The organism is Acetobacterium sp. UBA5834 (assembly GCF_002435675.1).
In the GTDB taxonomy this organism is placed as follows: Bacteria; Bacillota; Clostridia; order Eubacteriales; family Eubacteriaceae; genus Acetobacterium; species Acetobacterium wieringae.
In genome coordinates this window covers 66,521-79,547 of sequence record NZ_DJGY01000074.1, presented here as the reverse complement: position 1 = coordinate 79,547, position 13,027 = coordinate 66,521, and the positions used below count along the sequence as shown (strand labels likewise).

Genomic DNA, 13,027 nt, shown 5'->3' with positions numbered 1-13,027 from the left:
CAAAAAGTACTTGCAAAAAACAGTCTTTTTTGCCAAATGCTACCAGTAATGAGAGTTTCGCCATATTGGAATTTAAATAACGGAAAATTATGGAAAATTATGATCGTATTTTTGATGAGAGTTTCGCCATATTGGAATTTAAATTGGGGCGCTGCCCCTTGGAGCCCCGGAAAGTTACCGATGAGAGTTTCGCCATATTGGAATTTAAATTAAGGTTTAGCACCTTTACTATTGCCAGCGCAAACCATGAGAGTTTCGCCATATTGGAATTTAAATGGTCTTTCATTTGTTTCTTTGTCAACCATTCAACATGAGAGTTACGCCATATTGGAATTTAAATATGGAAACAACCAGGGCTTCGCTGGCGGTGTCAAATGAGAGTTACGCCATATTGGAATTTAAATGTCTAAAAACTCTTCCCAACACTCGATACATGTTGATGAGATTTTAAAAGGCACCAACACCATCGAGCGGATCGCCGCTTCATCGGCCATTCTTGATTATTTGGATCAAAAGAACTGCCTGTGCCTGATTGCCACCCATGATATCGAACTCACCAATATTCTGGCCGCCCGTTACGCCAATTATCACTTTCAGGAAACCATTACCGATGACAGCATCAGCTTTGATTATCAATTGCATCCCGGCCCGGCCCGGACCAAAAATTGAATATTTCGGCTTGATTTGGTTCTTCCGCAAAAAGCCGTTAACTAAACCGTTTATTAAAGCTGAAGTGATATAATAGAAGCATCAAATAGAAAGGAAGTGTGTAAAAATGGATTCTCCAAATACACTGATTTTGGATCATTTCTTTCCAACCGATGTTTTAAAGATCACCGAAGTAATTGAAACCGAAAAAATTGTTATCCATATGAAATCAGTGAGTAGATTCTGCATCTGTCCCAAATGTCATCAGACACTTGAGCATTCTCACGGCACCTATATAAGAAAAGTTCAGGATCTGCCCATACTTGGGAAAAATGTCCAGCTCAGAATTAAAGCCCATGAGTATCTATGTAAAAATGCAGCTTGCCCGGTGATAACCGTTGCAGAAACATTTAATGGCTTTCTCAACGCAAACAGGCGGATGACTCAACGATGTGAAGATTTCATCTGTATGCTGGCAATGGAAACGAGCTGTGAAGGGTGTGCACGGATCTGCCAGGCGATGAATCTGCATATCAGTGGCGACAGTGTGATTCGCTTTCTTACAGAACGTTATGAAGCTCAGCCGGTTCCAGTTTGTGGCGAGACAATCGGCATCGACGATTTTGCTTTCAAGAAAAGAAACCGCTATGGTACAGTGATCGTTGACGAAGCCACTCACAAACCGGTTGCCATTCTTAATGGACGTGACAGCAATACGCTCAAGGCCTGGCTACAGCAGAACAAACAGGTCAAGCGCATCACCAGAGACAGAGCCGGGACATATGCTTTCGCCATTGGGGAAATCCTCCCTGACGCCATGCAGATTGCAGACCGGTTCCATCTGCATCAGAATCTGCAGGAGGGCATTCAGAACGCACTCAAATCAGCTGTGCCGGCGGATATAAAAATACCGATTGATCAGATCCCGGCGGATTTTCAATCACCGGAAGAAAATCAAACAGCGAAGGAGGAGTCTAAAAAAAAATGATTGTTATGAAAAACCACTCAGATACGATGAAAGCGCGCATTCGACTGTATAACGCAGTCAAAGAGTATACCAGTGCCGGTTTCAGCATCAGCCAAATGGCAAAGTTCCTCCAGTGCAGTCGCAAAACTGTTCATAATTATATGAACGGAGATTTTGACGCATTATGTTGTCGGGAACCACAGAGCTGTGCGGATCGCTATTATGATTACATTGTAAAATCACTGAGTGTCGGGATGATCCGTAAGGACATTTATCGTGAGATCATAAAACAGGGCTATCCGGGAAAAATGACTGCGGCCTATGATTACATGAACAAACTGATTCAAAACCAGGGTATTGAAATCGCTGTTTACAGAAGCTCATCAATTGAAGCCATCGAACGTAAGAAACAGTTAAATAAGTTTGATCATCTATCCCGGAGAGAAATCTTCCGGTTTCTCTGGATGAGTAAAGATATTTTACCCAAACACCGTGACTATCTGATGGTAAATTATCCAATTATCTGAAAGCTCTACAAATGCGTCAAGGAATTCCGCCGGGTTTTCAAAGAAAAAAGTCTGCCCCAGCTGTATCTGTTCATTGATCGATACAAAGAATCTGAGCTGAAGCCGCTGGCAATATTTGCAACCGGTCTGGAAAAAGATCTTGAAGCGGTTGAAAATGCGGTAGTGAGTGATTTGTCAAACGGATTTGTGGAAGGGTTTAACAACAAACTCAAAATGATAAAACGAACCATGTATGGTCGATGCGGTCAAAAATTACTGACGGCTAAATTGATGTACGATCCACATTCAAAGTCTGGATGACGGGTTTTTGCGGAAGAACCTTTTTCAGCCGTAATATTCAAAAATGCCATTGCCCTGCTGAACTATTTGGATTTTGACCAACAGATCATCACAAATGCCCACACCCTGGTGGACCACTTTACCGATACCGAAAAATGGCCGCTGCTTGGTCAGCCCCAGTAACCGGTTTTATAAAATGAACAGCTGAAAGGATCAGAATGATGAAAAAAACAGCAATCTTTATTGCCCTATTTGGTTTATTAATGCTTACTGGCTGCGAAAGCGAAGCCGAGAAAGTTTCTTACAATTTGTCCCAGCAGGCCGACAACTTCAATGTGATCAGGCAGTTGACGGTGATCAATTGCATTGAGGGCGACGTCTTGTTTCAAATGACCGGAAAGATGTCAATCACCGCCGACACCGCCGACAATCAGCTGGAAGTGATTGTTGAAGACGAAGACGGCAGTTACAAAAAACACTTCATCGGATTAAGTGACAACGTGACCTATGTGGTGGAAGATCTCGGTGGCAATGATGTTTCAAAATATAAATATACCCTTAATTACAACCCGAAAATGTGGATTCCGGCGGAAATAAAAACGATTGATTAGTACGATTTTGATGGCGGTTACGGCCTTTGTCAGCACGAATATTGATGACCTGTTTATCCTGATGCTGTTAACGGTGCTGATCTTTGGATTGCTGACAGCGCTGTGGTGTTTGATCAGCCTGAAGCTGGCCACCCATCCCGTGATCCGAAAAAGAATGGAAACATACCAGCATATTTTAGTGCCGGTGGTCTTTATTGGTTTGGGAATTTTTATTCTGCTAAAAAATGGCACGCTGGTATTAATCGGCCAGATTTTTTAAAAAACGCTACAACGAAGCAATTGCGGGACGAGGCCTTGGTGCTGGTAGCAATTTTTATACTTAAATAATATAGGCGGGCGGTTGATCGATGCAAGATCAGCCGGCTTTCTGGTTTTATGACAGAGAATTCCGTTGTTACAGTGAATTTAAATTAAATTCAAAACCCCCCTGTTTATTCCCGGCAATAATGCTCATATAATAAGCAATTGATTAAATTTGTTTGACAGACGGTAATTTGTTAAAATTATCAAGACCAATGCTTTACCGTTGATGACAGGGGGTTAAGATAAACAAGAAAGAGCCGATTAAAATAAATCAAGTGGCACAGTCCGCCGAAACCGGCATGGCTGGTGTTGCCGGATTGAGTGTTGATTGAAATGCGTAACGGATTTCATCAGCGCGAATAATAAATAGGAAAGATCGCAACCTGATGGGAGACTGGTTTATGAATATAACGTTGAAAGAATTGATTACATCTTTTACTAAATCAATTGATTTATACAATTATCTGCTTAAGAACCATCACCGCCGAACGGCCATTGCCGCTTTTCATATTGGCGTTGAGATGGGGTTATCAGCGGACCGCCTGAGTGATCTGATTATTGCAGCATCCTTGCATGATATTGGCGCCCTGACCATCAGTGAAAGAGACAGTCTGATTCAGATGGATGTGGAGAACCCTTTTCCGCACAGCAGCTTAGGCAGTTATATGCTGTCGTCATTTTCACCCTTTGAAAAAATTTCTCGTATCATCTTTTATCATCATTGGCATTATGATCTGGACAACACCTATGTTCCGGAACTGGGCCCGGTGCCGCTGGAAGCTTATATTTTGCATGTGGCCGATCGGACGGATATTCTGGTACAGCCGGATCGTTCAATTTTGGCACAAAAACAACAGATCATCGACAAAATGGCGTCTTATAATGGCACTGTCTTTCACCCCGAGGTGATGGCAGCTTATCTGATTCAGGCGCAGAAGGATTCTTTCTGATTGGATATTGATAACTGGGAAATGGAAAAAATTCTTAAATTAGGAATTTCCAGGCGCTACGAGATTGACTTGACCATGGATTTATTGGAGGAATTTGCCCTGACTCTTTCAAAAATAATCGATTCCAGAAGCAAATTTGCCATTGCCCATTCGGTCGGCGTGAGTCAGGTGGCCTATGCCATTGCCGAAAGAATGGAGTATTCTGAGGAAGAATGCCGCAAAATCAGAGTGGCCGGATTGCTGCATGATTTGGGTAAAATTGCCGTTGCAACTGAAATTATCGAAAAAAAAGAACGGCTGTCAGAAGCGGAACGGGCTGACATCAGAACCCATGCCTATTTTACGAATCTTATTTTGGGACACATCTCAGGCTTAGAGGGGATCGTTGAGTGCGCCTCCGGTCATCATGAAAATCACGATGGTTCGGGCTATCCCTTGAATCTGGTCAATGACGGCATTTCTCAGGAGATGGATATCATTGCCTATGCTGATATATTCACGGCCCTTTCAGAGGATCGTCCCTACCGCAAAGGGATGTCAACGGATCGGATTATTCAAATCCTCCAGGATGAATTTCTAACGAAGCATGGGGAACCGGTGTATCAAGTGATTCTGAATCACTTGGATGAGCTTGGATCGATCTGCAAAGTATCGGTTCAAGATGGGATTGCCCGTTTCCATTGTTATCAAAACTTAGCGGATACACAGGAACAACTCATAAAAGAAAGGGTAAATCGATGAAGTAAGAAACTAGATCCAGCTTAAAATTTTCTGATAAGATGATAGTTATCAGCAAACCAATTTTAAAAGCACCGATAAGAACATCGGCGTATCATCGCCACCGATTGAATAATCAGCGCAGTTGAACGTCCGAAAAATATCCTTTAAAACATATTGCGGTTTAGGATGTAATAATATCCCCATAAACAGCCGCTGCCGCAGTGCAGAAATCATCGGGGCGCAACTGAATCTGCAATCCGATTTTTCCACCGCTGATGTAGATGGTGTCCAGCTCTTTGGCGGTGTCGTTAATGACGGTTTTAAGCTGTTTTTTCATGCCAATGGCGGTACAGCCACCCCGGACATAGCCGGTGATCGCAGTCAGGTCTTTTAAATGAATCATTGCCACCGCTTTTTCGCCAACCGCTTTGGCGGCTTTCTTCATATCCAGCTCCTTATCGATGGGGATCACAAAAACAAAATAATTCTTGCTCTTTCCTTCCGTCACCAGGGTCTTATAGACCTGTTCATAAGGCAGCTTCAGCAGATCGGCAGTCTGCAAGCCGTCGACAAATTCATGGCATTCATAACTTTGGTGGGTATAGTCAATTTTTAATTTATCCAAAATGCGCATGGCATTGGTTTTCACTTCTTTTTGTTTTGTCATTGGTGTTTTTTCTCCTTGGTAAAGCTTTTTTATCTGTTTATTTTATCAGAAAATGATCGTTAGTGCTTCTTTTTTTGCAACGTTCAATGATGAATGAAAGGTCGCATTTGGGGTAGAAAACCATTGTAACAATGCGCAAATAAATGGAGGGGTATCATGGGAAGAAGTGGCGGTTCAGGTGGCCGCAGCAGTGGCGGTTCAGGTGGCGGGAGCCGCAGTAGCGGTGGTCGCAGCGGTGGCATCGGGAGCAGTCACCGCAGTGGTGGCGGTGGTTCCTGGGGGTCATTTGGCAGTTCCGGGGGCAGTTCGGGGAGTAGATTGTTTGGCAGTGGCACCAGAATGAGTTCAGGGGGTACTCCCGGGGGTGGCAATCACGACGGCGGCAGCGGCGGACCGGTGGGCTGTGGCTGCGGTTTTATCATTATTCTACTGATTGTGCTGATTCTGGTGCTGATTATCGGGGCTTTCGTGGCATCCGTCATAACAGGTCCCGCAGAAGTCACTAAATCAACCATCAATCGGCAGCCACTGCCAGCGGGTTCGGTCAACGAAACGGAATATTATCGCGACGAATTGGGATGGATTAAAAATCAGACAAAAATGGAGGAAGGGCTAAAATACTTTTATCAGAAAACCGGGGTACAACCGTATGTGGTGATAATTGATAACATCAATGGTTCGTATCACCCCACCGAAAGTGAGTTGGACAGTTATGCAAATGCTCTTTATGATCAGTTGTTTACGGATGAAGCCCATCTGCTCTTTGTATTTTATGAGTATAATGATTTTTACATGGATCGTTATGTGGCCGGTACTCAGGCCAAAACAGTTATCGATCGGGAGGCGGCTGATATCTTGCTGGATTACATTGACCGCAATTATTACGACAGCAATCTCACTGACGAGGAGTTCTTCAGTAACGCCTTCCGAGATGCGGCTGACCGGATCATGACCGTTACCAGGTCACCATGGATCGCAGCCATGACGACCATTGGAATTGTATTTGCAGTGGTAATATTAGCCATTCTGTTATTCGTCTGGTGGCGCCATGCCAAAAAGCAGAAGAATCTCGAGGATAAGCGTACCGCCGAAATACTGAGTACCCCGCTGGAAAAATTTGACGATGTGGAAATTGAAGATTTGGCGAAGAAATATCAGGATAATCCGTCCGATCAGGATAAAAACTGATTAGAAAATTCAAAGGAGGAAAAAAATGGCAATTTTAGAACGATTCGGTGATATTATCCGGGCCAACATTAACGATCTTCTGGATCAGATGGAAGATCCGGCGAAGATGATTGATCAGTATTTAATTGATCTGCTCGAGGATTTGGCCGAAGTGAAGCGAAGTACTGCTGAAGTAATGGGCGAAGAAACCCGTACGAAACGGTTGCTCGACAATAACAAGGCTGAGGTGGAAAAGTATGCCGAGTTGGCCAAAAAAGCGCTGGTGGCTGGGAACGAGGGCGATGCCCGGATCTTTCTCGCAAAAAAACAGGAACTGGAAAACCGTGATGCTGAACTGCTGGATGTCTATGCCGCAGCTCATGAAAATGCCATGAAGATGCGACAGATGCATGATAAACTGGCTTCCGATATCCAAACCCTGCAGGCCCGTCGAACCATGATCAAGTCCAAGGTGTCGATTGCCAAAACCCAGGAAATCATCAATCAAGCCAGCTGCTCAGCCAATCAAACCGAGGATGCCATGGATGCCTTTACCCGAATGGAAGAAAAGGCCGACCGGATGCTGGATGAGGCTAATGCCATGGCCGAACTGAATATTGAGCCGGTTGACCCTGCCGAAGTTTTGGAAGAAAAGTATGGCGAAACCGGAAATACATCGGTGGATGAGGAATTGACTAAACTCAAACAAGAGTTGGGGTTGTAGAAAAAAGAGTTAAAAAAGCCAGACGAAAATGATCATCATTCGCGTCTGGCTTTTTTAGGATAAAGGTTAGATTTCTTTGACCGATATCAATTGTTTTTGTTTTGTTTTGCTGACTGGTTTTCTAAAAAGCAGATAGAGTAGGGCAGCAATCATTAGGATCGCAGCAGCGGTGCCGATACCAAAATCACCACCAGTGAAAAACAGTCCCAATTGATAAATGATCAGGGCGATGGTATAGGCAAATGCGGTCTGATAACCCACCGCAATCAGTGTCCATTTGGCACTGCCCATTTCCCGGTGAATCGCGCCGATGGCAGCAAAGCAGGGGGCACAGAGCAGATTAAAAACCAAAAACGAGAAGGCTGCCATCTGGGTAAAGGCCATTTGCAGCTGGGGCCACAGTTCGGCACCATCTTCGGCCACTTCGGCAAAACCAAAGAGGACGCCAAAGGTACTGACTACTGTTTCTTTGGCAATCAGACCAGTTATGGTGGCAACAGTCGCTTCCCAAGTACCAAAACCGAGGGGAATAAAGACCGGCGCAATGATCATGCCAAGGGCGGCCAAAATCGATTCGTTGGTGTCGACCATTTCCAGAGCAAAGTTAAAGCTTGACAAAAACCAGATGGTGATACTGGCCACAAAAATAACGGTACCGGCTTTTTTGATAAAGGATTTACCCCGTTCCCACATGTGGATCAGAACCCCTTTAGCACCGGGGACATGATATGCGGGCAGTTCCATAATAAAGGGGGCCGGATCACCGGAAAAGCCCCGGGTTTTCTTTAAAATGATACCGGAAACAATGATAGCTGCTACCCCGATGAAGTAGGCCGACGGTGCAACCCAGACCGATCCGGGGAATAAGGCACCGGCAATCAGGGCGATCACGGGCAGCTTGGCCGAGCAGGGAATAAAGGAGGTCGTCATGATTGTCATCTTGCGGTCCCGCTCATTTTCAATGGTTCGGGAGGCCATAATTCCGGGAACGCTACAGCCGGTTCCAATCAGCAATGGTATGAATGACTTGCCGGACAGACCGAATTTTCGAAAGACCCGATCCATGATAAAAGCAACCCGGGCCATGTAACCGCAATCCTCAAGAATGGCAAGGAAGAGGAACAGGACAAACATCTGGGGGACAAAACCGAGAACCGCACCAACACCACCGATGATGCCATCAAGAATCAGTGAATTCAGCCATTCAGCGGTACCCCAGGAAACAAGAAGTGCCTCTACAGCCGGGGGAATAATTTCGCCAAAGAGCACGTCATTGGTCCAGTCGGTTACCCAGGCACCTACCGTGGTAACGGAGACAAAGTACATTAAGAACATAATAGCGGCAAAAATAGGTAAGGCCAGAAAGCGATTGGTTACAATCCGATCGATTTTGTCCGAGGGGGTCATGCCGGTGCTGGCTTTCTTTTTGATTGTATCCGAAACGATGCGACCGATGGTCTGATAGCGTTCTGAGGTAACGATACTTTCGCTGTCATCATCCATGGCTTCTTCACAAGATACGGTAAGTGCCGTAATTTCAGCCATTACCGTATCTGAAAGGTTAAGCTGTTCGATGGCTTTTTCATCACGCTCAAAAAGTTTGATGGCATAAAAATCCGGATGTTCGGTGGTGCTTTTGGTTTTAATGATGGATTCAATTTGACCTAAGGTTTTGGTGATGTCAGTTGAAAAAATCGGCAGTGGTTTTGACTTCTGTCTGCTTTTGCCAAGGGAAATGGCTTTCTCGGCCAGTTCAGCACATCCTTCGCTCTTAACAGCAGAGGTTTCCATTACTTCACAACCCAGCCGCTTGGCAAGCGCTTTGATATTGATGAGATCACCACGCTTTTTGACAATGTCGGTCATATTCAGGGCCAGAATCATCGGAATACCAGTTTCCAGCAACTGGGTTGTCAGATAGAGGTTTCTTTCAATATTACTGCTATCGACGATATTAATCATGACGTCGGGTTTTTCGTTTAGCAAATAGTTTCTGGATACCACTTCTTCCAGGGTATAGGGGGACAGCGAATAAATACCAGGCAAATCGATGATTTCAACATCGCTGTGGCCTTTTAATTTGCCGGATTTCTTTTCAACCGTGACCCCCGGCCAGTTACCCACATACTGGGAACTGCCGGTGAGCGCATTGAACATGGTTGTTTTTCCACAGTTGGGATTTCCAACTAATGCAATTTTTAAATTCATATAAGTTCTCCTCGTTAATTTGATAGCATTGCCTAACATTTTGGGCAAAAATTTAACAGCCATGGCTGCTAAATTATTTTTTCTTTGAAGCGGTTAAAAAACTTCGATCAGCTCAGCATCAGTTTTACGAATGCTCAGTTCGTAACCAAGCACGGTGATTTCGATGGGGTCACCCAGGGGTGCGACCTTTCTGACAAAGACATCAACACCTTTGGTGATGCCCATATCCATGATCCGGCGCCGGATCGGTCCGGTGCCATGGAGTTTTACAACTTTAGTGGATTCCCCACATTTTACAGCTCTGAGTGTTTTCATGTTGATCTCCTTAAATTATAATGCGGTTGGCCATGTTCTTATCGATGGCAACCCGGGTATCTTTAATGTTTAAAATAATGTTGCCAGAAAGTTCGGATATGATCGTGACATCAGCTCCTTCGACAAAACCGAGGCTTGCCAGAAATTGATGGGTGGTATCTTTTCCGGTGATTTTTTTGATGTAATTTTTTTCTCCGGGTGTCGCCATTGATAGAAGCATGGTTTTCCTCCTGATTGGTTAGCAATAACTAACAAAATAATTTCAAAAATTGAGTTAGCAACTTCTAACTCAATGAGTAGAGTCTAACATCTTCTGTTTTGTTTGTCAATACTTTAAGCAAATAAGTATTGAAATCTGGATAGAATGATCGCGATTAGGTAAAAATAATGATTATTCCCTAGCAATCAAAGGGAAATAGTTAGTTAGAATTAATCTTTTTTATGGTATAATTAAAAAAATTTTGTACAGTTCACACCGATTTAGCTGTACAACAACGGAAAGGCTATGAGCATGATTGAAATATTAAAAAATAGAATGACACCAGAAAGTATTTTAACGGCTGGGTTTGGAGTAGAAAGAGAAGGACTCCGGGTGACACCACAGGGAAGACTGGCATTGACACCGCATCCGCCGATTTTTGGCGATAAACTTAAAAATCCTTATATTACTACCGATTTCTCGGAAAGTCAAATTGAACTGGTTACACCGGTTTTTTATTCAGTAGACGAAACCTATGATTTTCTTGAAGCACTTACTGATATTGTTATTGGTGAGATTGGCGAGAATAAGGAGTTGTTTTGGCCATACTCGATGCCATGTAGTATTCCTGATGACAACCAGATCCCGATTGCCTCTTATCAGGGGGAAGAAGGGAAAAAAGCCCGGGCATATCGGGAAAAATTGATGGTTAAATATGGTGGCAAGCGACAACTGATCTCCGGTATCCACTATAACTTTTCTTTTGGCGAGGAATTTCTAACAACCATCTGGCAGGAACTGGGTACGCAGGAGAGCTATAAAGATTTTAAAGATCGAATTTATTTAAAGGTCTTACGCAATTTTTTACGTTATCGCTGGCTAATTATTTATTTAATGGGCTGTACGCCCGGTCTCCATAATTCATACATTGAGGAATGTTTGCAATGCATGGGAGACTGTGGTAATGAGACCTTTCTCAGCCCTGGCGGAACCTCTGCCCGAAATGGTAGTTGCAGTGGCTATAAAAATGAAATAGATCTTTACCCGGATTATAGTTCGATTGAGGACTATATTCGGAGCATCAATGAGTTTGTTGAACGGGGGGACATTTCTGAAGCAAAAGAGCTGTATGCCCAGATCCGCTTAAAACCAAAAGATTATCGAAATGTACTGGACTCCTTGGCAAAAGAAGGTATCCAATATCTGGAGATCCGCACCATCGATCTCAATGTCTTTGATAAATGTGGCATCGCAAAAATAGATCTGGAATTCATGAATATATTTATGCTCTTTTTATTATTGGAAGGAGAAGAGTTTTTTGAGACCTGGCAGCAGGAAGCCCTTATCAATGAGGTGACGGTCGCTGAACGTGGGCTGGAACCGGATTTGGAATTGCTCGATCATCGCCATTGGACGCTTAAAACAGCCTGGGCTGAGGATATTTTGGAAAAGGTAGCGGAGATCAATAAATATTTGAATTTAGAACAGGATCAGTGTATTAAAGAAATGCAAAGCCGGGTCAGACAGCCAGAAACGACCTATGCCTACCGCTTGAAATTGTTAATGCAGGAAAACGGTTGTCTTGATGCGAATCTAAAAATCGCTAAAGATTATAAAAGACAGTCAGATGCAGATCACTACCGCCTGAAAGGTTTTGAAAACTGGGAAATGTCAACGCAGGTATTAATAAAAGAAGCCTTGACTCGGGGGATAAAAGTAATTCCCATGGATGCCGCGGACAACATTGTGCGGCTGGAAAAAAATGGCCGCCGAGAATATGTAAAACAAGCGACAAAAACAAGTGTGGATAATTATATCACCCCGTTGCTCATGGAGAATAAAGTGGTCACAAAAAAAATTCTTCAGGAGAATGGACTACCAGTTCCGAATGGGGAAGAATTTTTTTCTTTCGTTGAAGCAAAGAAAAAACTAATCAAATATGTTGGAAGAAACGTTGTGATTAAACCAAAATCCACCAACTTCGGATTGGGAATCAGTATTTTTGATCAGGGCGGAACCCTTGATGAACTATTAAAAGGGGCTCGGATTGCGTTTGAACAGGATAACACGATTCTAATAGAAGACTATTTACCAGGTCTTGAATACCGCTTTTTGACGATGGGAGATGAGGTGGTGGCCGTGCTTCATCGTCGCCCGGCGAATGTGGTTGGCGATGGCGTTTCCTCGATCCAGCAACTGATTGATAAAAAAAATCAACACCCTTACCGGGGCGATGGCCAAACCAGCCCGCTAAAGAAAATTGTGCTGGACGATCAGTCGCTCATGTATCTTAATAAGCAGGGTTTAACCAGTCAATCAATCCCCAAAAGTAATGAAATGATTTTTTTACGCGGAAATTCTAATATCAGCACTGGTGGAGACAGTATCGATTTTACACAGAAAATGCACCCTTATTTTTCAGAGATTGCGTTAAAAGCGGTCAGAGCATTTGGAGCGAAATTCTGTGGCATTGATATTATTTTGGAAGACTATTGCAATCCCGATTCAAGTTTCGGAATTATTGAGTTGAATTTTAATCCAATGATTGTTATGCACGCCTATCCTTTTGAAGGTCAGGAGCGACGACTGGGGTATAACATCTTAAAAACCATTGGTTTGGTAGAATGAGAAAATATATGCTCAAAAAATGATCAAATTTTGCCTTGGTAAGCTAAAATTGCTATAAATTTTTGCGTTTGTGATTATCTTTCCTTTAACCCATTGAATAACGGATACTATTTG

At 43.5% G+C, this 13,027-nt stretch carries 14 protein-coding genes, 1 pseudogene and 1 CRISPR repeat array; of the genes and pseudogenes, 11 read left to right on the top strand and 4 right to left on the bottom strand.

Annotated elements, in window-relative coordinates:
* Positions 1–48 precede the first annotated feature (48 nt).
* A CRISPR array of direct repeats spans positions 49–404; the repeat unit is 30 nt; unit sequence ATGAGAGTTTCGCCATATTGGAATTTAAAT.
* A 25-nt stretch (positions 405–429) separates the two neighbouring features.
* The 8 genes and pseudogenes from B3F51_RS16170 to B3F51_RS16135 all read left to right on the top strand — a co-directional run bounded on the left by B3F51_RS16170 (position 430) and on the right by B3F51_RS16135 (position 5,026).
* Positions 430–669: a MutS-related protein gene (locus B3F51_RS16170; protein WP_414632387.1), complete on the top strand. Its 240-nt coding sequence runs from the start codon at positions 430–432 to the stop codon at positions 667–669.
* Between the two features lie 106 nt (positions 670–775).
* Positions 776–1,636 carry a transposase gene (locus B3F51_RS16165; RefSeq protein WP_286948138.1) on the top strand — a complete coding sequence of 287 codons (861 nt, stop codon included), beginning with the start codon at positions 776–778 and terminating at the stop codon, positions 1,634–1,636.
* A complete protein-coding gene (locus B3F51_RS16160) occupies positions 1,633–2,142 on the top strand; it encodes a hypothetical protein (RefSeq protein ID WP_286948136.1) in 510 nt (169 codons plus the stop codon). Before B3F51_RS16165 ends, B3F51_RS16160 begins: the two co-directional genes overlap by 4 nt.
* Positions 2,143–2,157: 15 nt before the next feature.
* Positions 2,158–2,442 (top strand): annotated as a pseudogene (locus B3F51_RS16155) (transposase); the annotation flags it as partial.
* Positions 2,443–2,639: 197 nt separating this feature from the next.
* Positions 2,640–3,032 carry a hypothetical protein gene (locus tag B3F51_RS16150; RefSeq protein WP_228883321.1) on the top strand — a complete coding sequence of 131 codons (393 nt, stop codon included), beginning with the start codon at positions 2,640–2,642 and terminating at the stop codon, positions 3,030–3,032.
* Complete coding sequence (locus B3F51_RS16145; RefSeq protein ID WP_286808192.1) at positions 3,025–3,291, top strand: cadmium resistance transporter; 267 nt, start codon at positions 3,025–3,027, stop codon at positions 3,289–3,291. The genes B3F51_RS16150 and B3F51_RS16145 overlap by 8 nt, the downstream gene beginning before the upstream one ends.
* Before the next feature lie 445 nt (positions 3,292–3,736).
* A complete protein-coding gene (locus tag B3F51_RS16140) occupies positions 3,737–4,285 on the top strand; it encodes an HD-GYP domain-containing protein (RefSeq protein WP_286948133.1) in 549 nt (182 codons plus the stop codon).
* Positions 4,286–5,026 (top strand): HD-GYP domain-containing protein, encoded by a 741-nt coding sequence (locus B3F51_RS16135; protein WP_286808196.1) that lies wholly within the window; start codon positions 4,286–4,288, stop codon positions 5,024–5,026.
* 160 nt (positions 5,027–5,186) lie between these two features.
* Here B3F51_RS16135 and ybaK read toward each other — a convergent pair whose 3' ends face one another.
* The gene (ybaK, locus tag B3F51_RS16130) at positions 5,187–5,672 is read right to left on the bottom strand and encodes a Cys-tRNA(Pro) deacylase (RefSeq protein WP_286948131.1); all 486 of its coding nucleotides are present in this window, start codon (positions 5,670–5,672) and stop codon (positions 5,187–5,189) included.
* 156 nt (positions 5,673–5,828) lie between these two features.
* Between ybaK and B3F51_RS16125 the strand changes: the two genes are divergently transcribed.
* Positions 5,829–6,860 carry a TPM domain-containing protein gene (locus B3F51_RS16125; RefSeq protein ID WP_070371141.1) on the top strand — a complete coding sequence of 344 codons (1,032 nt, stop codon included), beginning with the start codon at positions 5,829–5,831 and terminating at the stop codon, positions 6,858–6,860.
* Positions 6,861–6,885: 25 nt separating this feature from the next.
* Entirely contained in the window at positions 6,886–7,563 is a 678-nt protein-coding gene (locus B3F51_RS16120; protein ID WP_286948129.1) for a PspA/IM30 family protein, read from the top strand.
* Positions 7,564–7,629: 66 nt separating this feature from the next.
* Here B3F51_RS16120 and feoB read toward each other — a convergent pair whose 3' ends face one another.
* The 3 genes from feoB to B3F51_RS16105 form a co-directional block, all read right to left on the bottom strand.
* Positions 7,630–9,771, bottom strand: a complete 2,142-nt coding sequence (gene feoB / locus B3F51_RS16115; protein ID WP_286948127.1) for a ferrous iron transport protein B — start codon at positions 9,769–9,771, stop codon at positions 7,630–7,632.
* Between the two features lie 93 nt (positions 9,772–9,864).
* The gene (locus B3F51_RS16110; RefSeq protein WP_286948125.1) at positions 9,865–10,086 is read right to left on the bottom strand and encodes a FeoA family protein; all 222 of its coding nucleotides are present in this window, start codon (positions 10,084–10,086) and stop codon (positions 9,865–9,867) included.
* 10 nt (positions 10,087–10,096) lie between these two features.
* Entirely contained in the window at positions 10,097–10,306 is a 210-nt protein-coding gene (locus tag B3F51_RS16105) for a FeoA family protein (RefSeq protein ID WP_286948123.1), read from the bottom strand.
* A gap of 291 nt (positions 10,307–10,597) precedes the next feature.
* Here B3F51_RS16105 and gshAB point away from each other — a divergent pair, with 291 nt between their 5' ends.
* The gene (gene gshAB / locus B3F51_RS16100) at positions 10,598–12,913 is read left to right on the top strand and encodes a bifunctional glutamate--cysteine ligase GshA/glutathione synthetase GshB (RefSeq protein ID WP_286948121.1); all 2,316 of its coding nucleotides are present in this window, start codon (positions 10,598–10,600) and stop codon (positions 12,911–12,913) included.
* The last annotated feature ends 114 nt before the right edge of the window (positions 12,914–13,027 follow it).

Coding starts and splice junctions, on each gene's coding strand:
- B3F51_RS16165 (WP_286948138.1), top strand. CDS start 776: ATGGATTCTCCAAATACACTGATTTTGGATCATTTCTTTCCAACCGAT.
- B3F51_RS16120 (WP_286948129.1), top strand. CDS start 6,886: ATGGCAATTTTAGAACGATTCGGTGATATTATCCGGGCCAACATTAAC.
- B3F51_RS16105 (WP_286948123.1), bottom strand. CDS start 10,306: ATGCTTCTATCAATGGCGACACCCGGAGAAAAAAATTACATCAAAAAA.
- B3F51_RS16150 (WP_228883321.1), top strand. CDS start 2,640: ATGATGAAAAAAACAGCAATCTTTATTGCCCTATTTGGTTTATTAATG.
- B3F51_RS16140 (WP_286948133.1), top strand. CDS start 3,737: ATGAATATAACGTTGAAAGAATTGATTACATCTTTTACTAAATCAATT.
- B3F51_RS16160 (WP_286948136.1), top strand. CDS start 1,633: ATGATTGTTATGAAAAACCACTCAGATACGATGAAAGCGCGCATTCGA.
- B3F51_RS16125 (WP_070371141.1), top strand. CDS start 5,829: ATGGGAAGAAGTGGCGGTTCAGGTGGCCGCAGCAGTGGCGGTTCAGGT.
- B3F51_RS16110 (WP_286948125.1), bottom strand. CDS start 10,086: ATGAAAACACTCAGAGCTGTAAAATGTGGGGAATCCACTAAAGTTGTA.
- feoB (WP_286948127.1), bottom strand. CDS start 9,771: ATGAATTTAAAAATTGCATTAGTTGGAAATCCCAACTGTGGAAAAACA.
- gshAB (WP_286948121.1), top strand. CDS start 10,598: ATGATTGAAATATTAAAAAATAGAATGACACCAGAAAGTATTTTAACG.
- ybaK (WP_286948131.1), bottom strand. CDS start 5,672: ATGACAAAACAAAAAGAAGTGAAAACCAATGCCATGCGCATTTTGGAT.